Source organism: Streptomyces sp. SCL15-4 (assembly GCF_033366695.1).
Classification (GTDB): Bacteria; Actinomycetota; Actinomycetes; order Streptomycetales; family Streptomycetaceae; genus Streptomyces.
In genome coordinates this window covers 4,704,129-4,726,796 of sequence record NZ_JAOBTQ010000001.1, presented here as the reverse complement: position 1 = coordinate 4,726,796, position 22,668 = coordinate 4,704,129, and the positions used below count along the sequence as shown (strand labels likewise).

The 22,668-nt window shown below is 74.6% G+C and carries 19 protein-coding genes and 1 pseudogene; 9 read left to right on the top strand and 11 right to left on the bottom strand.

Going from position 1 to position 22,668, the window contains the following annotated elements; all coding sequences use genetic code 11:
* Positions 1–57: 57 nt before the first annotated feature.
* The 4 genes and pseudogenes from SCK26_RS20895 to SCK26_RS20880 all read right to left on the bottom strand — a co-directional run bounded on the left by SCK26_RS20895 (position 58) and on the right by SCK26_RS20880 (position 6,005).
* A complete protein-coding gene (locus tag SCK26_RS20895; RefSeq protein ID WP_318202824.1) occupies positions 58–939 on the bottom strand; it encodes a hypothetical protein in 882 nt (293 codons plus the stop codon).
* Between the two features lie 40 nt (positions 940–979).
* Positions 980–1,584 (bottom strand): annotated as a pseudogene (locus tag SCK26_RS20890) (calcium-binding protein).
* Between the two features lie 146 nt (positions 1,585–1,730).
* A complete protein-coding gene (locus SCK26_RS20885) occupies positions 1,731–4,859 on the bottom strand; it encodes a sacsin N-terminal ATP-binding-like domain-containing protein (protein ID WP_318202823.1) in 3,129 nt (1,042 codons plus the stop codon).
* 219 nt (positions 4,860–5,078) lie between these two features.
* Positions 5,079–6,005, bottom strand: coding sequence for a DUF3027 domain-containing protein (locus tag SCK26_RS20880; protein WP_318202822.1), 927 nt, complete (start codon positions 6,003–6,005; stop codon positions 5,079–5,081).
* 282 nt (positions 6,006–6,287) lie between these two features.
* Between SCK26_RS20880 and SCK26_RS20875 the strand changes: the two genes are divergently transcribed.
* The 4 genes from SCK26_RS20875 to SCK26_RS20860 all read left to right on the top strand — a co-directional run bounded on the left by SCK26_RS20875 (position 6,288) and on the right by SCK26_RS20860 (position 9,787).
* The gene (locus tag SCK26_RS20875) at positions 6,288–7,676 is read left to right on the top strand and encodes an MFS transporter (RefSeq protein WP_318202821.1); all 1,389 of its coding nucleotides are present in this window, start codon (positions 6,288–6,290) and stop codon (positions 7,674–7,676) included.
* 62 nt (positions 7,677–7,738) lie between these two features.
* Positions 7,739–8,218, top strand: a complete 480-nt coding sequence (locus SCK26_RS20870) for a DUF2771 domain-containing protein (RefSeq protein WP_318202820.1) — start codon at positions 7,739–7,741, stop codon at positions 8,216–8,218.
* The gene (locus SCK26_RS20865; protein ID WP_318202819.1) at positions 8,185–8,940 is read left to right on the top strand and encodes a futalosine hydrolase; all 756 of its coding nucleotides are present in this window, start codon (positions 8,185–8,187) and stop codon (positions 8,938–8,940) included. The genes SCK26_RS20870 and SCK26_RS20865 overlap by 34 nt, the downstream gene beginning before the upstream one ends.
* A complete protein-coding gene (locus SCK26_RS20860) occupies positions 8,927–9,787 on the top strand; it encodes a 1,4-dihydroxy-6-naphthoate synthase (protein ID WP_318202818.1) in 861 nt (286 codons plus the stop codon). The genes SCK26_RS20865 and SCK26_RS20860 overlap by 14 nt, the downstream gene beginning before the upstream one ends.
* 40 nt (positions 9,788–9,827) lie before the next feature.
* Here SCK26_RS20860 and SCK26_RS20855 read toward each other — a convergent pair whose 3' ends face one another.
* Entirely contained in the window at positions 9,828–10,211 is a 384-nt protein-coding gene (locus SCK26_RS20855; RefSeq protein ID WP_318202817.1) for a cold-shock protein, read from the bottom strand.
* 164 nt (positions 10,212–10,375) lie between these two features.
* On the opposite strand from SCK26_RS20855, the gene SCK26_RS20850 reads away from it, so the two are divergent.
* On the top strand, positions 10,376–10,639 hold the full coding sequence (locus tag SCK26_RS20850) for a hypothetical protein (RefSeq protein WP_318202816.1): 264 nt from the start codon (positions 10,376–10,378) through the stop codon (positions 10,637–10,639).
* On the opposite strand, the gene SCK26_RS20845 is transcribed toward SCK26_RS20850, so the two are convergent.
* Complete coding sequence (locus SCK26_RS20845; RefSeq protein ID WP_318202815.1) at positions 10,603–11,247, bottom strand: HAD family hydrolase; 645 nt, start codon at positions 11,245–11,247, stop codon at positions 10,603–10,605. The two genes, SCK26_RS20850 and SCK26_RS20845, sit on opposite strands and share 37 nt — an antisense overlap.
* A 64-nt stretch (positions 11,248–11,311) precedes the next feature.
* Positions 11,312–12,334 (bottom strand): hypothetical protein, encoded by a 1,023-nt coding sequence (locus SCK26_RS20840; RefSeq protein ID WP_318202814.1) that lies wholly within the window; start codon positions 12,332–12,334, stop codon positions 11,312–11,314.
* 99 nt (positions 12,335–12,433) lie between these two features.
* On the opposite strand from SCK26_RS20840, the gene SCK26_RS20835 reads away from it, so the two are divergent.
* Entirely contained in the window at positions 12,434–15,178 is a 2,745-nt protein-coding gene (locus SCK26_RS20835) for a helicase-associated domain-containing protein (RefSeq protein WP_318202813.1), read from the top strand.
* A gap of 36 nt (positions 15,179–15,214) precedes the next feature.
* Here the strand turns inward: SCK26_RS20835 and SCK26_RS20830 are convergent, their stop codons facing one another.
* Positions 15,215–15,754: a hypothetical protein gene (locus SCK26_RS20830; RefSeq protein WP_318202812.1), complete on the bottom strand. Its 540-nt coding sequence runs from the start codon at positions 15,752–15,754 to the stop codon at positions 15,215–15,217.
* A gap of 139 nt (positions 15,755–15,893) precedes the next feature.
* Here SCK26_RS20830 and SCK26_RS20825 point away from each other — a divergent pair, with 139 nt between their 5' ends.
* Entirely contained in the window at positions 15,894–17,543 is a 1,650-nt protein-coding gene (locus SCK26_RS20825) for a DNA repair helicase XPB (RefSeq protein ID WP_318202811.1), read from the top strand.
* Here SCK26_RS20825 and SCK26_RS20820 read toward each other — a convergent pair.
* Both SCK26_RS20820 and SCK26_RS20815 read right to left on the bottom strand, forming a co-directional pair.
* On the bottom strand, positions 17,495–18,670 hold the full coding sequence (locus SCK26_RS20820; protein WP_412080766.1) for a glycosyltransferase 87 family protein: 1,176 nt from the start codon (positions 18,668–18,670) through the stop codon (positions 17,495–17,497). The two genes, SCK26_RS20825 and SCK26_RS20820, sit on opposite strands and share 49 nt — an antisense overlap.
* Before the next feature lie 18 nt (positions 18,671–18,688).
* Complete coding sequence (locus tag SCK26_RS20815) at positions 18,689–18,871, bottom strand: hypothetical protein (RefSeq protein WP_318202810.1); 183 nt, start codon at positions 18,869–18,871, stop codon at positions 18,689–18,691.
* A 233-nt stretch (positions 18,872–19,104) separates the two neighbouring features.
* Between SCK26_RS20815 and SCK26_RS20810 the strand changes: the two genes are divergently transcribed.
* Positions 19,105–21,159 carry a HelD family protein gene (locus tag SCK26_RS20810; RefSeq protein ID WP_318202809.1) on the top strand — a complete coding sequence of 685 codons (2,055 nt, stop codon included), beginning with the start codon at positions 19,105–19,107 and terminating at the stop codon, positions 21,157–21,159.
* A 42-nt stretch (positions 21,160–21,201) separates the two neighbouring features.
* Complete coding sequence (locus SCK26_RS20805) at positions 21,202–21,918, top strand: hypothetical protein (protein ID WP_318202808.1); 717 nt, start codon at positions 21,202–21,204, stop codon at positions 21,916–21,918.
* Here SCK26_RS20805 and SCK26_RS20800 read toward each other — a convergent pair.
* Complete coding sequence (locus SCK26_RS20800) at positions 21,915–22,613, bottom strand: copper homeostasis protein CutC (protein WP_318202807.1); 699 nt, start codon at positions 22,611–22,613, stop codon at positions 21,915–21,917. The two genes, SCK26_RS20805 and SCK26_RS20800, sit on opposite strands and share 4 nt — an antisense overlap.
* Positions 22,614–22,668 lie beyond the last annotated feature (55 nt).

Here is a 22,668-nt window from a genome sequence, read left to right as displayed (position 1 = left end):
GGACGGGCCGGTGGTGCGCGTGCGGTTGTTCCGCCGTGCGCCTACTCCGCCGTCTGCTTACTTCACGTCGACGAAGTCACCGGCGGCGCTGATCGCCGGGGTGGTCGAGGTGCCCGCGAAGGAGTAGCGGTAGTAGCCGTCGGCCGACGCCTTGACGGTCGTCTTCAGGTTGCCCGTGGAGTCCGTCTTGACGGTCTTCAGCGTGGTGTAGGTGCTGGAGCCCTTCTTGCGGAACTGGAGCTTGACGGCCTGGCCGGTGTAGCCGTGGTACTTGTGGTCCTCCCAGTTGGCGCGGGAGAGCTTGCCCGTGACGGTGAGGGTCTTGCCCTTCTTCACCGGCTCCGGAGCGGCGTTGACCGTCAGCTGGGAGTTGCGCTGGAGCAGCGTGGTGCCCAGGTCGAACTGGACGGCGGACTTCTCGTCGTCCAGCGCGACGGCCGCGCCGTGCCAGGTGCCGGCCTGCGAGTTGTACAGCTTGAATTCGGGGTCGGACTCGCGCGGGTTGATCTGGACCGAGCCCTTGCAGGAGGCCGTGGTGGCCGACTTCTCGACGCAGGTGGCCGGGTACTCGCCGCCCTGCATGTTCTCCATGTCGTCGACGGAGCCGCGGTAGATCAGCGGGATGGTGACGAACGCGTCGCTGTCGACATCCACGTCGGTGCCGTGGGTCAGCGTGTAGGTGACCGTGGCGGAGACCTTGTTGGTCGTGCCCACCTTGACCGCCTTGGCGATCTTGAAGTCGGAGAAGGACACGTCCAGGTCGCCGATCGGCTCCGAGCGCACGGCGAAGCCCGCCTTGCCCGGGGTGTGCTGCGCGACGGCCTTGACGACGTCGGCACGGTAGGACGGGCCGCCGTCCGCCGCGTGCGCGGCCGGGAGGGCGAGGGCGGAGAGGGCCAGGGCGCCGGAGACGGCGGCCACGGTGGCGCGAAGCTGCATGTGTTGTCCTCGATTGGTCGGGATGACGGGGTGCGGCCGGCTACTTCACGTCGATGAAGTCGCCCGCGGAGTTCACCGCGGCGGTGCCGGAGTCGCCCCCGAAGGAGTAGCGGTAGTAGCCGTCGGCCGGGCCTCGACCGTCGTCTTCAGGCTGCCTTTGGAGTCGGCCTTGACGGTCTTGACGGTGGTGTAGCCGGTGGCGTTCTTCTTGCGGAACCGGAGCTTCACGGACTGCGAGCCGTCGCCGGCGTACGCCGGCGACTCCCGGTCGGCACGGGAGAGGGCACCGGTGACGGTGATCGTCCCGCCCTTCTCCACCGGCTCCGGGGCGGCGTCGGCGGTCAGCCGGGCGGCCCGCTGGAAGAAGAAGGAACCGGCCTTCTCCTTCCACAGGTAGTCGTCGTCGTTCGCGTTGATCCACGCGTCCACGTACCAGGTGCCCGCGCTCTTGTCCGAGAGGTGGTCCGTCCTCGGGTCGATCCTCACCGCGCCGGAGGTACCGATCCGCACCCTGTTGCCGCCGTCCACGACCACCTCGGTGATCCTGGTGCCGCCCTGGCTGCCGTCGGCCCGGGCGGCCGGCACGGCGAGCGCGGGCAGAGCCTGAGCACCGCTCACCACGGCGACAGAGGCACGGATGCGCATGTGTGGTCCCCACGTTCAGATCAGGGAGTCGAGTGGTGACTCCACTGATCTGACCCGGGGCCGAAGCGAATGGTTGTACTAGTGGTGAGAATTTCGTGCGGACTTTGCCGAACACCTTACGGCGGGCCGTAGTTGGGCCACCGGAGTCAGTCGAACCACCGGTCCCGCGCCAGTTCCTCCGTCCGCGAGGGGTCCTCCAGCAGCGCGGCCACCTCGAACCGCCGCGGCCACTGCCCCGCCGCCCACGCCAGGCCCGCCGCGACCCCCTCCAGGGTGGCCGCGTGCAGCACGCCGTCGCCGGTCAGCCGCCAGTCGATCTCCACGCCGTCCACGACGAGTTCCTCGTGCTCGACGTAGGCCCCGGGCGTCCGCGGGCCGAGCAGCACGCGCACCGGGTCCGGCACCTCGTGCTCGGTGCCCTCGGAGTGCACCTCGCCGGTGACGGACTCGCTCAGCCGGCGCACCTGCAACAGCTCGGCCAGCTCGGCGGCGCGCGCGGGCCGCACCGGCAGCAGCGGCACCCCGGAGGTGAACGGCAGCAGATCCGGGGAGTCGACCACGACGGCCGAGGCGGCGTCCACGACCTCCAGCCGCCCGTCGACCACGGCCCGCAGCTCGTCCGGCAGGGTCACCTGCTCGGGGTCCAGCTCGGCCAGCGCGCTGTACAGGCCGTGCAGTTGGGCGGGTGTGACGGGGCGCTCGGGGTCGGCGAGGCGGTCCAGCAGCTCGGCGGCGCCGCCGGGCTCGTCCAGCAGCGCGCCGACGGAGGTGCGCACTCCGAGCGCCCGCAGCACCTGCTCGTCCTCGAACCCGGTCGCGTCGGCCTCGTCGTACAGCCCGCGCAGCAGCGGGTCCCCGCCGGCCGCGAGCAGACCGGCCGGGCGCCGTCCGGCGAGCACCGGGTGCCCGCGCAGCCACCACGCGGTGTACGGCCGTACGGCCTCGTGGGTGCCGTCGGGCAGCAGGATGCGCACGGGCTGGGTCAGGGCGTCCCGCAGCGGCGGCCGGGCCAGCAGGGCCAGCGCCTCGGGCCAGTGGTCGTCGTCCACCAGCTCCAGGTCGCGTACGGCGACGAGTTCGGTGGCCACGGGCGGCACCGGGCCGTCCGGGAACCGGTCGAGGATGTCCTCGCACCACACGTCCACGGCGTCCAGCAGTCCCGCGTCGTCGGGCTCGGCGAAGTCACCTTCGCGGGGCTCCAGTTCGTCCGGGTCCAGGACGACGTCGGTGGCGCGGACCAGCGCGAAGTCGGCCAGCACCCCGCAGGCGGTGAGCGGCTGTTCACCCCACCGCTCGGCCAAACCGGCGTCTACCAAGGGCAGTTCGCCCTCGCGGACGACCCGGGCGAAGGGGCTGCCGGGAAACACCAGCTCGCCGGCGGGCGTCGGTTCGCCGTCCTCGTCGGGCAGCGCGAGCGCGCCCAGCCAGGGCTCGTCGCCCGGCTCCAGGCCCGCGTCCCGGACCAGGGCGAGCACGGTGTCCGCCAGCTCCTCGGCGTCCGGCGCGTCCTCCTCCCAGCCCAGCGCGCCGTCGTCCTCCAGGGAACCGGCGACGGCGGCCCGCACCTGCGGGGTGGTGAGCACCGCGCGCGGGGTCGCGGGCAGCGCGCCCAGCTTCTCCAGCAGCGGATGGGCGGCGTCCGGGTGGGCGACCTTCAGCCCGAGCCGTCCCAGCACGTCCGGATCGATCCGCGCGGCGTCCGCGGTGGGCAGCAGCACCTGCCGGGGCCCGATGGTGGTCCTGCCGTCGGCCAGCGGCACCGGCAGCCCGGACAGCCGCTCCGGGTCGACCCCGGCGAGGCTGTCGTACAGCCGCCACCACCACCGCGGCTCCTTCTCCAGCCCGGCGAGCCGGTCGACGGCGTCGGCGAGCGGCAGCCGGGCGACACCGAGGGTGCGCAGCTCGGCGCGGCGCTCCAGTCCCGCCGGCAGCAGGGTGGGCAGCACCTCCGCCAGCACCCGTACGGTGTCGGCGCCGGCGCCCTCCACGACCTCGGCGTCCCGGGGCCGCAGCGCCTGCGGCAGCTCGTCGTCGGCCTCCGGCGCGACGGCCGGCGGCAGGAAGGCGGTGCGCGGCAGCCGCTCCAGCACGGCCTGCCGCAGCGCCCCGTCCAGCGCGCCCTTGCCGAGCGGCCCGGGCACGAGGTCGATGATCCCCTCGCCCACCGGCCGCCAGCCGGCGAGCAGTTCGGCGTAGGCGTCTGCCGCGCGCTGCACCAGGAAGTCGGTGAGCGGGCCGGGCGCCGCGTGCCGGCGGGTGGTGTCCAGCGGGAAGGAGGCGATGAGCAGCGCCGGCACGCCCAGCGGCTCGTCGCTCGGGGTCGGCGCGTGCACGACCGGGCTGGTGCGGGGCCGGGCCGGCGCGCCGTAGGCGTCGACCGGTACGGCCCAGGTCACCGACCAGTGGGGGCGCAGCCGCTCCTCCACGGGCCGGTCGGCGAGCAGGTCGGGAGTCAGCCGGCCGTGCGCGGACGCGGTGCGCCAGTGGGTGACGCCGTCCCGGGAGTCCTCCACGACCGTGAAGGGCCCGTCGGTACGGCGGCCGAGCGTGCGCGGCTCCTGTCCCTCGATCTCCACGACGACCTCGGCCAGCCCCGGCAGGGCCAGCAGCAGGGCGTCGTCCACACCGGCGAGCAGCCGCGCGGCGAGATCGGCGGCGGCCGCGTCGCGCAGGGGCAGGATCACGGCGGTGTCGTACGGCTCGGGAGCGGTGCCCTCGGCGGCGAAGGGCAGCCGCAGCAGGGGCACGTGGCCCTCCCGGCGCCGCACCTCGTCGCCCAGGCCCGGGCTGTGCCGGGCGACCTCGCCGGCCAGCTCCCGGGCCTCGGTGAGGGACCAGCGCACGCCTCCGTGCCGCCCGACGATCGCCGGTTCGTCGGTCACGGCGAGTACGGCGGCGAAACCGACACCGAACCGGCCGACGGAGCCGTGCGTGGCCTCGGCGTCCCGTTTCGCGGAGGCGCGCAGCGTGGACAGCGACTCGACGCCGGTCGCGTCCAGGGGGGCGCCGGTGTTGGCGGCCACGAGCACGCCGTCGCGCAGGGTGAGCCGCAACCGGCCGGCCGTCCCCGCCCGGGCCGCGGCGTCGGCGGCGTTCTGCGCCAACTCCACGACGAGCCGGTCCCGGTATCCGCCGAGGACGAGGTCCTCCTCGGCGTTGGCGTCCTCCCGGAACCGGGCGGGACTGGTCGCCCAGGCGTCGAGGACCCCGCGCCGCAGCCGGGCCGTCCCGAACGGATCGGCCCCCTCACCCGCCGGCCGCACGAACTTGCTCACGATCACTCTCCATCCTCCGCGTGAGGACGAAGGTACAGCGCGAAGGAAGCGGGCACCGAGGCAGAGGCGGGGCCGGGGGGCCGGGCGGTGGCGGAGCGGACGGTGCCGGAACGGGCGGTGGGAGGACGTGGCCGCCGGGCCCCGAGGAACCCGGGCAGGTGCCGTTCCCGTGCCGCTCCGGTGATCACCGGAGCGGCCCGGCGGCGGTGGCCGCGGCGTTCAGGAGTGGCCCAGCTCCGCCGTCTCGTCGTCGGTGGTCTCCGGCACCGAGCCGGAGTCACGGGCCGGGCGCAGCGGGAAGGGGTCGACGCGGGTCTCGTCGACGACCGGCGGCGCGGGCTGCGGGGTCTTCGGCATGACCGCCGCCTCCGAGTGGCCGCCACAGCCGTAGGACAGGGACACCACCCGGCCGTCCGCCGGCGAGAACTCGTTGGCGCAGACCCCGAAGGCCTGGCCGAGAGAGCCGCCGATACGGGCGAGGAAGCCGCAGCTCACGCAGGTCGCGGGGGCCGCCTGGGCCATCGGGGTGTTCGAGCCGTACGCCTCCTCCCAGCGGTCGGCCGCGATGTGCAGGCCGTAGCGGGAGAGCACGCGGGCGCGGCGCAGGCCCAGTTCCTCGGCGACGGACGCGATCGTGCCCCGGGAGGGCGTCGCCGGCTGGACGGCGGGCGTGCCCGGGGTGACGTCGGCGTCCTCCGCCTCGGCCAGTTCCCGCATCTCGTCGGAGACCACCGAGTTGGGCGGCGGCTCCTCCTCGCCCGTGTAGCCGGGCTCCAGGCGCAGGTCGTCCTGGTCGGTGGGGAGCAGGTCGCCGGGGCCGAGGTCGCCGGGGCGCAGGCGCTCGCTCCACGGGACCCACTCGGGAGCGAGGAGGGCGTCGGGGCCGGGGAGGAGGACCACCTCGTCGAGCGTGACGATCTTGGCGCGGGAGGCGCGGGCCACCGTCACGGCCCAGCGCCAGCCCCGGTAGCCCGGCTCCTTGCACTCGAAGAAGTGCGTGACAACGCGGTCACCCTCCGACACCAGTCCCGCGTGCTCCCCGATCACCCCGGGCGCGGCGGCCTCCTCGGCGGCGGCGCGGGCGAGGTCGACGGCCTCGGCGCACAGGCGGTCGGGGGTGCGGCTTCGCGTTGTCGCTGCGCTCACAGGTATCGCTTCTCTCCTACGCCGTCTCGTCGAGTGCGGCTGCCTCCGGCGGTTTCGCCTACGGAGCGGACCTGGGGACCGCATCGACGTCTGCATCCGCGCGCCCGGGCGCACCTCTGCCATCCATTCTGCGTTATGGCTGAGACAGGCACGCTACACCGGGCGGGATTCGTGGAATTTCCCACCCGGGCCGTACGCCGCCCCCACGCCGTCCACCGGTCCCTCACGCCGTGGGCCGCCATCCGCGCCGTACCGCACTATCCGCCCGGATCCCGGGGCACTATGAACGTCGTGGCAGCCACGGACAAGGCAAGTGGGCGGGACGGCGGTTCGGGCCGGGTGCGCGGCGCCGTCCGCGCGGTCGGCCGTGCCCTGCGCTTTCCGGTCACCGGCGCGGCGCGCGGTATTCGCAGGGTCACGCACGCGCACGGCGCGGGCGAGTCGGGCCTCGGCAAGCTCATCGAACTGCACGCGGTGAACGGCGCCGGGGACGTCATGGTCACCGTGGCGCTGGCGTCGACCGTGTTCTTCTCGGTGCCCACCGACGAGGCGCGCGGCCGGGTCGCGCTGTATCTCGCCATCACCATGGCCCCGTTCACGGTCCTCGCTCCCGTCATCGGACCGCTGCTGGACCGGCTGCCGCACGGGCGGCGGGCCGCGATGGCGGCCGCGATGCTGGCGCGGGCGCTGCTCGCGCTGGTGATCTCCGCGGCGGTGGCGAGCGGCGGACTGGAGCTGTATCCGGCCGCGCTGGGCGTGCTGGTGGCGTCCAAGGCGTACGGCGTGGTGCGCAGCGCCGTCGTGCCACGGCTGCTGCCACGGGGGTTCTCGCTGGTGAAGGCCAATTCCCGGGTGACCCTCGCGGGGCTGCTGGCCACCGGGGCCGCCGCGCCGGCGGCGGCCGGGCTGCACGCGCTCGGCGATCCGTGGCCGCTGTACGGCGCCTTCGTGATCTTCGCTGCCGGGACGTTTCTGTCGTTCTCCCTGCCGCCCGGGGTGGACTCGGCCAAGGGCGAGGACGTGGCGCTGCTGGCGTCCGACGCGCGGCGCCCGCGCGACGGGCAGGGCAGGCGGCCGGGGCTGCGCTCGGTCGGGCCCGCGGTCACCTACGCCCTCGGCGCCAACGCGTCCCTGCGCTGTCTGTCCGGTTTCCTGATCTTCTTCCTGGCGTTCCTGCTGCGCGAGCATCCGCTGGCCGGGCAGAGCGCGGCGGTCTCGCTGGGCATCGTGGGTGTCTCGGCGGGCGCGGGCAACGCGCTGGGGACGGCCGTGGGGGCCTGGCTCAGGTCGCGCGCACCGGAGATCATCATCGTGACCGTCGTCGCGGTGGTGCTCGGCGTGGCGGTGGTCGCCGGACTGTTCTTCGGGACGTTCCTGGTGGCCGCTCTCGCGGCGGTCGCCGGGTGCGCGCAGGCGCTGGGCAAGCTGGCGCTGGACGCGCTGATCCAGCGGGACGTGCCGGAGGCGGTGCGCACCTCGGCGTTCGCCCGCTCGGAGACGCTGTTGCAGATGGCGTGGGTGTTCGGCGGCGCGGTCGGCATCGTGATGCCGCTGGACGGCACGGTGGGTCTGCTGACCGGCGCGGTGTTCGTGGCGGCCGGCTGGCTGACCACCCTGCGCGGGCTGCTCGCGTCGGCCCGGGGCGGCGGCTGCCGGGCACGCGTGGCGTAACGAACCGGGCACGCCGTACCCCACGTGGGCGGGTGGCTCCGGGCGCCCGATAGCCTTCGGCCATGACCACGCTGCAATCCGCTGTGCGACGCCGCCGCGCCGTCGCCGTTGCCGGCGCCGTTTCCGCCGGACTGCTCGTCCTGTCGGCCTGTGACAAGCCGACTCCCGTCGCGACGATCACCGTCGGCGGGAACTCGGTCAGCTCCGAGGCCCTTTGCTACAACGACGGCGACAAGCTCACCGCCGACTCGCTGAAGGACTGTGTCAAGAACTCCGACGACGTGAAGTCGATCGAGGTCGGCCAGGACGACACCGTCCGCATCGGCGTCGACCCGAAGCTCGCCGACGAGGGCTGGATCGTGCTGGTCAACGGCCGCCAGTTCACCGACCTCAGCAAGAAGACGTACCGCACGCTCCCGAGCAACGCCTTCTTCAGCGCCCAGTACGGCACGCAGGGCGAGACCAACACGCTCGCGATCCAGGTGGGCGAGAAGGAGAACAAGGGCATGTGGTCCTTCAAGCTGAAGCAGCACAAGGACTGACCACGCCTGCCGTCCCGGTCCTCGTCGCCACCGCGGTCCCCGCCGAGCGGGACGCGGTGGCGAGGGCGCTGCCCGCGCCGGCCCGGGAGGTCCGGCTGCCCGGCGCGGTCCTGTGCCGTACCGACGCGGGCTGGGACCTGCTCGCCGCCGGTGTCGGACCGGCGCTCGCCGCCGCCTCCACCGCCGCCGCGCTGACCGCCGCCGCGCTGGCCGGCCGGCCCTACGGCCTGGTCGTCTCGGCCGGGATCGGCGGCGGCTTCCAGCCCGGGGCGCCGCTCGGCTCGCTCGTCGTCGCCGACGCGATCACCGCGGCCGACCTGGGCGCCGAGACCGCCGACGGCTTCCTCCCGGTCACCGAACTCGGCTTCGGAACCGTCACCCACCGCCCGCCGGAATCAGCCGTACGAGTCGCCGCCGAGGCCCTCGGCGCCCGTACCGGGACGGTCCTGACCGTCTCCACGGTGACCGGCACCGCCGCCCGCGCCGCCGCCCTGCGGGCCCGCCACCCCGGCGCGCTCGCCGAGGGCATGGAGGGGTTCGGGGTGGCGGAGGCCGCCGCCGCGCACGACGTGCCCGTGCTGGAGATCCGCGCCGTCTCCAACCCGGTCGGGCCTCGGGACCGGGCCGCCTGGCGCATCGGCGACGCGCTCGCCGCCCTCACCGAGGGCTTCGGGAAGCTCGCGCCCGCTTTGGAGAGTTGGAACCCCCATGACCACCAGTGAGCAGCAGCGGTCCCTGCCGATCGCGTACTCCCCCTGCCCGAACGACACCTTCGTCTTCGACGCCCTGGCCCACGGCCGGGTGCCCGGCGCGCCCGCGCTGGACGTGACGTTCGCCGACATCGACCGCACCAACGGCATGGCCGAGCGCGGTGAGCTGGACGTGCTGAAGGTGTCGTACGCCGTACTGCCGTACGTCCTCGACGAGTACGCGCTGCTGCCGTGCGGCGGCGCGCTGGGACGGGGCTGCGGGCCGCTGGTGCTGGCCCGCGAGGCGGGGGCCGACATCGGCGGCCGTACGGTCGCGGTGCCCAGCGAGAGGTCGACCGCCTATCTGCTGTTCCGGCTGTGGGCGGCGGACACCCTGCCCGGCGGGGTCGGCGAGATCGTGGTCATGCCGTTCCACGAGATCATGCCGGCCGTGCGGGACGGCAAGGTGGACGCCGGTCTGGTCATCCACGAGGCCCGGTTCACCTATCGGAACTACGGGCTGCACAAGCTCGCCGACATGGGCGAGCACTGGGAGCGGACCACCGGGCTGCCGATCCCGCTGGGCGCGATCATCGCGCGGCGCTCGCTGGGCGCGGACACGCTCACCCGGCTGGCCGAGTCCATCCGTACGTCCGTGCGCATGGCCTGGGACGACCCCGAGGCCTCCCGGCCGTACGTCATGGCGCACGCCCAGGAGATGGACCCGGCCGTCGCCGACCAGCACATCGGGCTGTACGTCAACGAGTTCACGGCCGACCTCGGCGAGGACGGCTACGCGGCGGTGCGCGGGCTGCTCACCCGCGCGGCGGCCGAGGGACTGCTGCCGCCCCTCGGACCGAAGGCCCTGGACTTCCCCTGAGATTCCGGAAGTCCAGGACCGGTCGGATGTCCGGGCCGGCTCAGACGTCCAGTTGGTCGGCGACCGCGCGGAGCAGACCCGCGATCTTCTTGCCGGAAGCCTTCTCCGGGTAACGGCCCTTCTCCAGCATCGGCGTGATGTTCTCGAGAAGGGTCGTCAAATCCTGCACGATCGACGCCAGCTCGTCCGGCTTCTTGCGCTGGGCGGCGGCGACCGACGGCGTCGGGTCGAGCACGATCACCGACAGCGCCTGGTCGCCGCGCTGACCGGCGACGACCCCGAACTCCACGCGCTGTCCCGGCTTGAGGGAGTCGACTCCGGCGGGGAGAACCGAGGAATGGACGAAGACGTCACCGCCGTCGTCGCGGGAGAGAAAGCCGAAGCCCTTCTCGCTGTTGAACCACTTGACCTTGCCGGTAGGCACGTCTGTCCTCGTCCTCGTACTCGTTGGAAAACTACTTCGGAAACTGCTCTGGATAGCACTAGAGCGGGTCGACCACGACCCGCCGATACCAAGGCTAATGGTCTTCGGGCCGGTGACAAGACGTCCCCCGGCTGTTCTCTCGCGCAGGGAACTACCCTGGTCCGGTGCGTGACAAAACCCAACCGAATTCCGCCGCGCCCGGTGACCGACTGATCCGCGCCGGTGCCGTCGTCTTCTTCCTCGGGGCCGTGGCCACCCTCGTCACGGTGGCCCCGCTGTTCCTCGGGGCGAAGCCTTTTCCGACCTACATGTTCGGTCTGAGCATGCTCATGGCCGTCGGATTCCTCATGGCCGGTGCCGGTGTGCTGCGGTCGGCGGCCGCCGGCCGGCGTCAGTCGCGGGAGGCCGCGCCGGGCGCCTCGCGGTAGCCGTCCAGCCACGCCGGGAAGGCGGACAGATCGGTCAGCACGACGTCCGCGCCGGCCGCGCCCAGCTCCTCGGCCGGGCACGGTCCGGTCGCGACGGCGACCGAAAACGCACCCGCGGCGCGCGCCCCGCGGACGTCTCCGACGTGATCGCCGACGTACACGGACGCGCCGTGCTCGCGCAGTGCCTCCGCCTTCTGCTCGGCCCACAGGTCGCCGACGACCACGTCCGGCTCGATGCCGAGGTGGCTCAGGTGCAGCTTGGCGTTCGGCTCGTACTTCGCCGTCACCACCATCGTCCGTCCGCCGGCCGCGCGCACCGCGTCGACCGCCTCCCGGGCGCCGGCCATCGCGGGCGACGCGGCGATGGCTATGGAGGGGTACATCTCCCGGTACAGATCGGCCACCTCGGGCACCCGCGCGGGCGGGAACCAGTGGGCCAGCTCCTCCACGAGCGGCGGGCCGAGCCGGGTCACGGCGAGATCGGCGTCGATGAACGTGCCGGTTCGCTCCGCCAGGGCGCGGTAGCACGCGCGGATGCCCGGACGGGAGTCGATGAGGGTCATGTCCAGGTCGAAACCGACGGTCAAGGTGGAGGCCATGGGGGACATTCTGCCGGGTGCGGCCGGCAGGAGGGGCCGGGCGGGGGCCGGCCCGGCGGCCCGGCCGGTGGCGCTACCTCTTCCGCTGTGAGCGCCACACCAGGTACAGCGCCGAGGCGACCGCCGCGCCCCGGACGACCCAGGGCCAGGTCTCGCCGATCGCGTCGCTCATGCCGTCCTGGGGGACCGGGGTGCCCCAGCGGCCGTCGGCGCGGCCCCAGATCCAGAGCAGGCCGGCCGCGACCGCCGCCCCGGGCAGGACCATGACGGCCCACTTGGTCTCCGCGGGGGTCAGCCGCCGGGAGCCGTAGGCGACGGCCCAGCCGGCGAGCAGCGCGAACCAGTTGCCGAGGACGGCGCCGGCGACCAGCGCGGCGGCGGCCAGCAGCAGGAGGGGATTGGACCAGCCGGACAGCGGGCCGCGGGCGGGAGCGGCGGCCGGGGCGGCCTTGCCGCGGGCCGGGAGCAGTCCGCGCAGCCGGCGGCGCGGGGCGGGCGCCGGCTCGGCGGGAGCCGGGGCCTCCGGCTCGGCCTCGGCCTCGGTGGGGGCCGGGTCGGCCTCCCGCGGGGGGCGCTTGAGCAGGTCCGGGATCTCCACGCCGCCGACGAAGCCCGGCACCGGGTCGGCGTCCGCCTGCGGGCCGCGTACGCGCCACCAGTCGGGCGGCGCCGCGCCGTCCCCGAGTTCGTGCGCGGGGGCGAGGTGCGGCGGGGCCGGGGCGTCCGGCGCGGCGGACGGCCGGGGCTCGGCGGGGCGCGGGCGCGGTACGGCCCGGCGCGGCGCCTTCGGCCGCTCCCGCCGCGCCGGACGCTCCTCGGCGGAGGGCTGCGCGGGGACGGCGGCGGCGGGCGGCTGCGGGGCACCGCCGGTGGCGTCCGCCGCCGTGACCACCTCGTCCGGGCTGCCCAGGCGGTCGAGGATGCGGCGGACGGCGGCGGGCGAGTCCACCGTGGCCTTCGCCCGGTGCCGGTCGATCTCGTTGCGCAGCTCCGACACCAGCCGCATCCGCGTCGCCGACGGCAGCTGCCGCTGCTGGGCGATGTCACCGACGCGGCTCAGATACTCGTAGACGACCTGGTCGCTCTCGATCCCCACGGAACCCCTCCGGGGTGCGCCGACTGAAACTCCGGGAGGGACGCTACCGCTTCTCGCCGGATGCCCTCGGCACAGGGGTTGTCCGCTACCGTTGACCGGATGAGCCCCGAGGCCCACTCAGCCCCTCGGTCCCTCGCGGAGGCACTCCGCGCACGGGACGACTCCTCTCTCGCCGCGCTGCTGCGCAGCCGCCCGGACCTCGTCACCCCCGTGCCCGGCGATCTCACCCAGCTCGCCACGCGTGCCGGCACCCGCGCCTCGGTGCTGCGCGCCCTGGAGCGGATGGACCGGTTCGCGCTGCAGACGGCCGAGGCACTGGCCGTGGCCCCGGACCCGGCGTCGTACGCCACCCTGCTCGGGCTGATGGCCGGGGACGCGGGCGATCCGGCCGTGGCCGGCGCGCTGCCGCGGGCCCTGGGCACCCTGCGCGAACAGGCGCTGGTGTGGGGCGGGGACGACCGGCTGCGGCTGGTGCGCACCGCCCGCGAGGTGCTGGCGCCCTCGCCGCAGCACCCGTCGCCGACCGGGCTCGGGCCGACCGTGCGGGAGGCCACCTCCGGCATGTCGCCGGGACGGATCCAGGAGATCGTGACGACGGCCGGGCTGCCGTCCACGCACGACTCGGTGTCCGCCGTGACCGCGCTGACCGCGCTGTTCACCCATCGCAAGAAGCTGGCCAGGCTGCTCGGCCAGGCCCCGGAGGCCGCCCGCGAGGTGCTGGCCCGGCTGGTGTGGGGGCCGCCGTACGGGCAGGTCACGGCGGAACCCGCGGCGCACTTGCGCTGGCTGCTGGACCGGGGCCTGCTGCTGCCCACCGCACCCGGCACGGTCGTGCTCCCGCGCGAGGTCGCGCTGCATCTGCGGCAGGGCCGCGCGCACCGGTCCCCCGAGCCGCTGCCGCCCGCCGTGGTGCCGGCCGCCACGCACGCCCCGCAGGTGGTGGACGCCACCGCGGCCGGACAGGCGTACACCGCGCTGGCCACCGTGGAAGAGCTGCTGAAGGACTGGGACGAGGGCGGCCCGGCCGTGCTGCGGGCGGGCGGGCTGAGCGTCCGTGACCTGAAGCGGACGGCCGTGGCCCTGGACGTCTCCGAACCGGTCGCCGCCTTCTGGGTGGAACTGGCGTACGCGGCCGGACTGATCGCCTCCGACGGCGAGGCCGACGAGCGGTACGCCGCCACCCCCGCCTACGACGAGTGGCTGGAGCAGCCGCCGGCCGAGCGCTGGGTCCGGCTCGCCCAGGCGTGGCTGGCCGCCACCCGGACGCCGGGGCTGGTCGGCGGCCGGGACGCCAAGGACCGGACGCTGTCGGCGCTCGGCCCGGGGCTCGACCGGTCCGCCGCGCCCGAGGTACGGCACCGGGTGCTGTCCCTGCTGGCCGGGCTGGGTCCGGGCGCGGCCCCGGACGCCGGGTCGGTGCTGGCCCGGCTGCGCTGGGAGCGCCCGCTGCGGGGCGCCCAGCGGGACGGCGAGGAGGACCTGCGGTCCCGGCTGGCCCGCTGGACGCTGTCGGAGACCGAACTGCTGGGCCTGACCGGCCGGGGCGCCCTGTCGGCCCACGGCCGCGCGCTGCTCGGGGCACCCGCGCCAGGAGACTCCGGCACGGCGACGACCGGGGCACCGGGGAGGGGCTCCCCGGCCGGTGGGGAGCCGGGAGCGGATGCGGCCGGGTCGCGGGCCGGGGGCGTGGAGAGCGACGCTGCCGGGACCGGGGCCGGTACGACCGGTGCCGGGCGGCCCGGCACCGCGGCGCACTCCGGTGACGCACCGCAGTCCGGCGCGACCGCGTCCGGTGCCGCCGTATCCGGTCACTCCGCCTCCGACGGCCCCGGGGACAAGCTCCCCGTGCACCGCCACCGCGTCGCCACCGACCGGCTCGTGCCGCTCTCCGGGCCCGAGCAGGCCGTCGCGGGAGCCGCCGCCGCGCGGCTGCTCGCGCCGCTGCTGCCCGAGCCCCTGGACCACGTACTGCTCCAGGCCGACCTGACGGCGGTCGCCCCCGGCCCGCTGCGGCGCCCGCTCGCGGACATGCTGGGCGTGCTCGCGGACGTGGAGTCCAAGGGCGGCGCGACCGTGTACCGGTTCACCCCGGCATCCGTCCGCCGGGCCCTGGACGCCGGCCGGGCCGCCGCCGACCTGCACGCCTTCCTCGCCGAGCACTCCCGCACCCCGGTCCCCCAGCCGCTCGCCTACCTCATCGACGACGTGGCCCGCAGGCACGGCCACCTGCGGGTCGGCGCGGCCTCGGCGTACGTCCGCTGCGACGACGACGCCCTGCTGAACGAGATCCTCGTCGACAAGCGCGCCGCCGCCCTGCGCCTGCGCCGCCTCGCGCCGACCGTGCTGGCGGCGCAGACCGACCCGGCGACGCTGCTGGAGGGGCTGCGCGCGATGGGGTACGCGCCCGCCGCCGAGTCCGCCGAGGGCGATGTGCTGATCACCCGGGCCCACGCCCACCGCACCCCGCCGCGCACCGCGCCCGAGCCGGTACCGGACGGTCCGCCGCCGCCCGACGCCACGCTGCTCACGGCGGCGATCCGCGCGATCCGGGCCGGTGACCTGGCCGCCACGACACCGCGCAAGCCCGTCGGCGAGCCGCTGGCGGGCGGCGAGCTGCCCCGCACCTCCTCGGCCGAGACCCTGGCCACCATGCAGGCCGCCGTCCTCACCGGCGACTCGCTGTGGATCGGCTACGTGAACGCCGAGGGCGCCGCCAGCCAGCGCGTCATCTCCCCGGTCCGCGTGGAAGGCGGCTTCGTCACGGCCTACGACCACACGGCGGACGAGATCCGCACCTACCCCCTGCACCGGATCACGGGCGTCGCGGAGCTGGCGGACGACTGACCCGGACCCCACCGACGACGCGCCCGGCCCGCCACCTCAGCAGTCCCCGACCGGCGCGTCCTTGCGCAGGCCGTAGCGGGCGCGGGCCGCGTTCTCCAGAGGAGCGGACGACATCTCGTCGCGCAGGGCGGCGGTGCCGAGGCGGCCGAAGCGGGACGTGGTCCAGCTCGCGTTGCCCGCGCCGTCGGGTGCCTGCTCGTGGGAGACCACGCGGTAGCGGCCGTCGGCGGCCCGGGCCAGCCGCAGGACCCGCGGGACGTGCCCGCCGCCGCACGCCACCAGCCGGCCGTCGCGCAGCCCGTACTCGACGCACAGCGTGTCGACGCCCGCCCGCACCTCGTCCCCGTGCCGCTCCACGCCGACCGGCTCGGCCCGGCAGAACCAGTGCGCGTCCAGCGCGGGCACCTCCTCGCCGTACCCGGTGCCCCGCTGCTCCGCCGCGAGGCGGGCCTCGATCACCGGCCGGATCTCCTCCCACAGCCGGCTGTCGGCCTGTCCCGGCCGCATGGCCCAGAAGCCGGTGCCCACCAGCACCACCACGGCCCCCGCGCCGGTTGCCCATCTGACCGCCGTCATCCCGCGCCCTCCCCTCGATCCCCGTCGCGGGTGTAGACCCGCGGACCCGGGGCGGGGTTGCACGGCCGCGGGCCCTCCGGACAAACCGCTCGATGAGGCACACTGGACGTTTGGCCGTTGTGGAAAGGGTGTGCCGCGCGTGAATGGTCCACTGATCGTCCAGTCCGACAAGACCCTGCTGCTGGAAGTCGACCACGAGCGGGCCGACGACTGCCGGCGGGCCATCGCGCCCTTCGCCGAGCTGGAGCGGGCGCCCGAGCACATCCACACCTACCGGGTCACCCCGCTCGGCCTGTGGAACGCGCGCGCCGCCGGGCACGACGCCGAGCAGGTCGTGGACGCCCTGGTGCAGTACAGCCGCTACCCGGTGCCGCACGCGCTGCTCGTCGACATCGCCGAGACGATGGACCGCTACGGCCGGCTCACCCTCAGCAAGCACCCCGCGCACGGACTCGTCCTGACCACCACCGACCGGCCGGTGCTGGAGGAGGTGCTGAAGTCCAAGCGGGTCGCCCCGCTGGTCGGCACCCGGATCGACCCGGACACGGTCGCCGTGCACCCCTCGGAGCGGGGCCAGATCAAGCAGATGCTGCTGAAGCTGGGCTGGCCGGCCGAGGACCTCGCCGGGTACGTGGACGGCGAGGCGCACCCGATCGAGCTGCTGGAGGACGGCTGGGCGCTGCGCCCCTACCAGAAGCAGGCCGTGGAGAACTTCTGGCACGGCGGCAGCGGCGTCGTCGTGCTGCCCTGCGGCGCCGGTAAGACACTGGTCGGCGCCGGCGCGATGGCGCAGGCGAAGTCGACCACGCTGATCCTCGTCACCAACACCGTCTCCGCCCGGCAGTGGAAGCACGAGCTGGTGAAGCGGACGTCGCTGACCGAGGAGGAGATCGGCGAGTACAGCGGCACCAAGAAGGAGATCCGGCCGGTCACCATCGCCACCTACCAGGTGCTGACGACCAGGCGGAAGGGCGTCTATCCGCACCTGGAGCTGTTCGACTCCCGGGACTGGGGGCTGATCCTCTACGACGAGGTGCATCTGCTGCCCGCGCCGGTCTTCAAGTTCACCGCCGACCTCCAGGCGCGCCGCCGGCTGGGGCTGACGGCCACCCTGGTGCGCGAGGACGGCCGGGAGTCGGACGTGTTCTCGCTCATCGGGCCCAAGCGGTTCGACGCGCCGTGGAAGGAGATCGAGGCGCAGGGCTACATCGCCCCCGCCGACTGTGTCGAGGTCCGGGTGAACCTGACGGACTCCGAGCGGCTGGCGTACGCGACGGCCGAGGCGGAGGAGAAGTACCGCTTCTGCGCGACCACCGCGACCAAGCGGAAGGTCACCGAGGCGATCGTCCGCCGGTTCGCGGGCCAGCAGATCCTGGTCATCGGCCAGTACATCGACCAGCTGGACGAGCTGGGTGAGCATCTGAACGCTCCTGTCATCAAGGGGGAGACCTCCAACGCCCAGCGGGAGAAGCTCTTCGACGCCTTCCGTCAGGGCGAGATCAGCGTGCTGGTGGTGTCGAAGGTCGCGAACTTCTCCATCGACCTGCCGGAGGCCACGGTCGCCATCCAGGTGTCCGGGACCTTCGGCTCCCGGCAGGAGGAGGCCCAGCGGCTCGGCCGGGTGCTGCGTCCCAAGGCCGACGGCCACCAGGCGCACTTCTACTCGGTGGTCGCCCGCGACACCATCGACCAGGACTTCGCCGCGCACCGGCAGCGGTTCCTGGCAGAGCAGGGCTACGCCTACCGGATCGTGGACGCCGACGAGATCCTGGCGGAGGGCGCGGCCTGACGTGGGCGGCGGCGCGCTGCCGCCGCCCACGCCAGCAGGACGAGTGCCAGCAGCGGGTACGGCGACGCCGCCGGCTGCTGCCACCACGGCAGGTGCAGGTCCCGGTCGCCCGCGTGCGGGACGAGCCACAGGGTGCGGGCGGTGAAGACCGCCGCGGTGACGGCCGCCGCCCGGCGGTGGCCGTCGCCGAGCAGCACCGCGAGCAGCGGCACGCACCACACCCAGTGGTGGGACCAGCTGATCGGGCAGACCAGCAGGGCCGTGAACCCGGTGAGCAGGATGCCGTGCCGGTCGTGGCGGGCGCGGGCCGCCAGCCACAGGCCCGCGGCGCCGGTGACCGCCGCCGGCAGCACCCAGCCGGGACCGGGCGCGGGATCGCCGAGCAGCCGCGCGATCAGTCCCTGGAGGGACTGGTTGTCCACGATCCACGCCTTGCCGATCCGGCCGGTCTGCCACAGCTGCCGGCCCCAGAAGGAGACGGTCGCCGAGGGCAGCAGGACGGCGCCGAGCGCGACCGTCCCTGCGAAGGCCGCGAGAGCCGTCGCGGCCTCCCGGACCCGGCCGCGCAAGAGCAGCCAGGCCAGGAAAACGGCCGGGGTGAGCTTGATCCCGGCCGCGATCCCGAGGGCCGCTCCCGCCCACCGGGCGCCCGGGGGCCGGGTCAGGTCCCACAGGGTCAGGCAGGCGACAGCCAGGTTCACCTGGCCGAACAGCAGCGTCTGGAAGACCGGTTCGAGCCAGAGGGCGAGGGCGGTGGCGGCGCAGACCAGGGGCGGGGCCGGGGTGCGCCGGGCCAGGCGGGCGGACAGGACGACGAGGGCCGCGAGCAGGAGCACGTTGCCCGCGAGGAACGCCGCCTTCAGGACGGGTACGGACAGCCAGGCCGCCGGGACGAACAGGATCGCCGCGAAGGGCGGGTAGGTCGCGGGGAGCCGCCACTCGGTGACGGTGAAGCCGTACAGGTCGGCGCCGTGGGCCACGGCCGCGCCCTCCGCGCGGTAGACGAGGAGGTCGGCCATGGGTGCGCCGCGCAGGGCGCACAGCGTGGCGAACGAGGCGAGGGAGAGGGCGAGGAGGAGCAGGGCAGGTGGGAGGGGCAGGCGGGGCATCACCGTCCGTTTGCACACGGACGCGACCCTATGTTGCTATTTGCGGCTTATGCTCGCCTCCTCGCCGTACTCACCGAGGAGGACGACGCTGAAGGCCGTCTCCAGGAACACCTTCACCGCGCGGAGGGCGTTGCCCAGCGGGTGACGGTGGATGCCGTCGAGGGCCGTGGCGCCCGACGGGGGCCGGGCGGGGGCCGGGTGGATGACTGCTGCGCTCATGTCTCCATGGTGGAACTCCGGCCCCGTCGTCCGCATCGCTCCGCGGAGCCAATCCCGGAACGCCACGCGTCCACCTCCGGGTGGAGGACGGAAAACCATTGGCCTCCGCCCCTGCCCCTCCCCTAAAATCTCCGCCCTTGCCCGCCTCCCTCTCGGAGAGCCGTCGTCCGGCCGGAAACCGGACGGCATCGTCGTAGCCACGCCCACGCAGCAGGCCCACCGGAGGCACCCCCTTGTCCACGCCCGCCCACGACCCGCACGACGACCCGCTGGCCCGCGAGCGCGCCCACCTCGCCGCGTCCCGTACCGCCCTGCGCGCCATGCGCGAGGACGTGGAGGCGCTCGACATCCGCGACGTCACCGCGAACTGGGTCAACGCCGAGGTCCTCGCCCGCCAGATCGACGACCGCATCAAGGCGCTGGCCGACCTCAGCGACACCCCGCTGTTCTTCGGGCGCCTGGACTACCTGCGCGCGCCGGGCGCCGAGCAGGCGGAGGGGGCGCGGGGCGAGCGGTTCTACATCGGGCGGCGGCATGTGCACGACGCCGACGGCGACCCCATGGTCATCGACTGGCGCGCCCCGGTGTCGCAGCCGTTCTACCGGGCGTCCAAGAAGAACCCCATGGACATCGGCCTGCGCCGGCGCTTCGGCTACACCGGCGGCGAGCTGACCGCGTACGAGGACGAGCACCTGTCCGACCCGGCGGAGGCCGCCACCACCAGCAAGCTGCTCCAGCGGGAGATCGAGCGGCCGCGCGTGGGCCCGATGCGGGACATCGTCGCCACCATCCAGCCGGAGCAGGACGAGATCGTCCGGTCCGGGCTGTCCGGCACGGTCTGTGTGCAGGGCGGCCCGGGCACCGGGAAGACGGCCGTCGGCCTGCACCGGGTGGCGTATCTGCTGTACGCCCACCGGGAGCGGCTGGCCCGCACCGGCACCCTGGTCATCGGGCCGAACCGGTCCTTCCTGCACTACATCGAGCAGGTGCTGCCCGCGCTCGGCGAGCTGTCCGTGCGGCAGGCCACGGTGGACGACCTGGTCGCGCATGTGGAGGTGGGCGCCGCGGACGAGGCCGCCGCCGCGATCGTCAAGGGCGACGCCCGGATGGCCGAGGTGCTGCGACGGGCCCTGTACGCGCACGTGACGTCGCCGACCGAGCCGGTGGTGGTCGTGCGCGGCTCGCGGCGCTGGCGGGTGCCGGCGTACGAACTGCAGGAGATCGTCGGCGAGTTGCTGGCCCGGGACATCCGCTACGGCGCGGCCCGGGAGGCGCTGCCGCAGCGGATCGCGCACGCGGTGCTGGTGCGGATGGAGCAGGCCGGGGAGGCCCCGGACGACCGGGTGCAGGACGCGGTGGCCCGCAACAGCGCGGTGAAGGCGGCGGTGAAGGCGATCTGGCCGGCCGTGGACCCGGCGAAACTGGTGCTGCGGCTGCTGTCGGACGCGGAGTTCCTCGCCGAGCACGCCGCCGGGATCCTGGACGAGGACGAGCAGAAGACGATCCTGTGGGCGAGGCCGGCGCGGAGCGTGAGGTCGGCCAAGTGGTCGGCGGCGGACGCCGTGCTGATCGACGAGGCGGCCGACCTGATCCGGCGCACCCACTCGCTGGGCCACGTCGTGCTGGACGAGGCGCAGGACCTGTCCCCGATGCAGTACCGGGCCGTGGGCCGCCGCTGCACCACCGGCAGCGCCACCGTGCTGGGCGACCTGGCGCAGGGCACGACTCCCTGGGCGACCCGCGGCTGGACGGAGGCGCTGGAGCACCTCGGCAAGCCGGAAGGGGCGGTGGAGGAGCTGACGGCCGGTTTCCGCGTGCCGACGGACGTCATCGCGTACGCCTCCCGGCTGCTGCCGCACATCGCGCCCGGCCTCGCCCCGGTCGCCTCGGTCCGCGAGAACCCCGGGTTCTTCGAGGTCCGTGCGGTCACCGGGGCGGACGATGTGGTCGACGCCTGCGCGCGGTTGCTGCGCAACGAGGGCTCGACGGGCCTGATCGCCGCCGACGCCCGGATCTCGGTACTGGCCGAGGCCCTGGAGGCGGCCGGGATCTCCTGCCTGGCGCCCGGTGAGGAGACCACCCGTGAGACCCGGCTGACCCTCGTCCCGGCCTCGCTCGCCAAGGGTCTGGAGTACGACTACGTGGTCCTGGACGAGCCGCAGGCCGTGGTGGACGGCGAGCCGGACGAACGCACCGGCCTGCGGCGGCTGTACGTGGCGCTGACCCGGGCGGTGTCGGGCCTGATCGTGACCCACGCGGCGCCGCTGCCCGCGCAGCTCGCCGAGTAGGGTGCTGAGCCGTTCCGGCATGTCCCCCTGGAGAGGCCCCCGTTGAGCACGCCGTATCCGCACCCGCCGTATCCCGCCCACCCGTACCCGCAGCCCGGCGCGCCGTACCCGCCCGTCTCCGGGCCGGGATGCGAGGTGTGCGGGGCGCTGCCCGCCGCGCCGGTGACGGTGCGCGGGCACCAGGGCATGGTGGTGGTGATGCGGTTCACGCGGCGGCGCGGGACGCTGTGCCGTCCGTGCGCGCTGGCCGTGTTCCGGCAGACGCAGCGGGACACCCTGGTGCGCGGCTGGTGGGGGGTGCTGTCGCTGGTCGTCACGCCGGTCGTCCTGCTGCTCAACCTCGGTGCGCTGGCCCGGATCCGGCGGCTGCCGGCGCCGGTCACGGCCGTCTGGCGCCCGCCGCTGGACCCGGGCCGCCCGCTGCTGCGGCGGCCGGCCGGGCTGCTCCCGCTCGCCGTCCTGGCCGCGCTGGCGGTCGCCGTGCCGGTCCTGATCGCGGCCGGCGGCTCGGAGGAGCCGTCCGGGGTGCGCTTCCAGCCCCGGAGGAACACCGAGCCGCTGTCGGTCGGGGCGTGCGCGCACAACGACCGGGAGTGGCCCCACCAGGACCTCAGGAACGTGCCCTGTGACTCCCCGGACGCCCAGTACCTGATCACCGACCAGCACAACGGGTACTGCGCGGACGGCGACTACTACGCCCACCTCCAGTACAGCGCGGACGGCGTGACGCCGCTGTGCCTGCACCCGGTGCGGAACTAGCCGGCGTCCGCGTCCAGCGCGGTGCGCCAGCGGGCGACCACGTCCGCCGAGACCGGTCCCCGCCAGCCGGCCGGGCGGGCCGCGCCGCCGATGTGGAACGCCTCGATCCCGCCCTCGCGGAGCCGGGACACGTGGTCCAGGCGCAGGCCGCCGCCGACCATGATCTGCTGTTCGTAGCCGGGGCCGCCGCTACGCGCGGCCTCGGCGAGCAGGGTGGGCAGGCCGTCGTCCACGCCGGAGGCGGCGCCCGCGGTGAGGTAGGTGTCCAGGCCGGGCAGGCCGGCGAGCTGCCTGCGCAGGGCGTCGCGGTCGGCGGCCCGGTCGATCGCCCGGTGGAAGGTCCACGGGCAGCCGTCGAGCGCGTCCACGACCCGTTCCACGGCGGCCAGGTCGGCGCCGCCGTCCTCGGTGAGGAAACCGAGCACGAACTGGTCCGCGCCGGCCTCCCGCAGCTCGCCGGCCAGGCCGGTCAGCCGCTCCACGTCCCCGGCCGCGAACCCGTCCGCGGCGCGGAGCATCACGCGCAGGTCGATGTCGACGGCGGCGCGGATCGCGGCGACGGTGGCGGGCGCGGGGGTGAGCCCGTCGGCCGCCATCTCGGTGACCAGCTCCAGCCGGTCCGCGCCTCCGGCCTGGGCGGCGACGGCGTCCTCGACGTCGAGGGCGATCACCTCCAGGACTGCACGCTTGCTCATGGCACCCCATTCATCGGCATTCGTCGGGCGACTACAGGTCTAGTCCAATTGAAGA

Excerpts from the sequence above, each read along its gene's own strand:
- SCK26_RS20815 (WP_318202810.1), bottom strand. The coding sequence starts at position 18,871 with ATGAGCGCAGCAGTCATCCACCCGGCCCCCGCCCGGCCCCCGTCGGGC.
- SCK26_RS20875 (WP_318202821.1), top strand. The coding sequence starts at position 6,288 with ATGAACGTCGTGGCAGCCACGGACAAGGCAAGTGGGCGGGACGGCGGT.
- SCK26_RS20870 (WP_318202820.1), top strand. The coding sequence starts at position 7,739 with ATGACCACGCTGCAATCCGCTGTGCGACGCCGCCGCGCCGTCGCCGTT.
- SCK26_RS20860 (WP_318202818.1), top strand. The coding sequence starts at position 8,927 with ATGACCACCAGTGAGCAGCAGCGGTCCCTGCCGATCGCGTACTCCCCC.
- SCK26_RS20800 (WP_318202807.1), bottom strand. The coding sequence starts at position 22,613 with ATGAGCAAGCGTGCAGTCCTGGAGGTGATCGCCCTCGACGTCGAGGAC.
- SCK26_RS20895 (WP_318202824.1), bottom strand. The coding sequence starts at position 939 with ATGCAGCTTCGCGCCACCGTGGCCGCCGTCTCCGGCGCCCTGGCCCTC.
- SCK26_RS20835 (WP_318202813.1), top strand. The coding sequence starts at position 12,434 with ATGAGCCCCGAGGCCCACTCAGCCCCTCGGTCCCTCGCGGAGGCACTC.
- SCK26_RS20845 (WP_318202815.1), bottom strand. The coding sequence starts at position 11,247 with ATGTCCCCCATGGCCTCCACCTTGACCGTCGGTTTCGACCTGGACATG.
- SCK26_RS20830 (WP_318202812.1), bottom strand. The coding sequence starts at position 15,754 with ATGACGGCGGTCAGATGGGCAACCGGCGCGGGGGCCGTGGTGGTGCTG.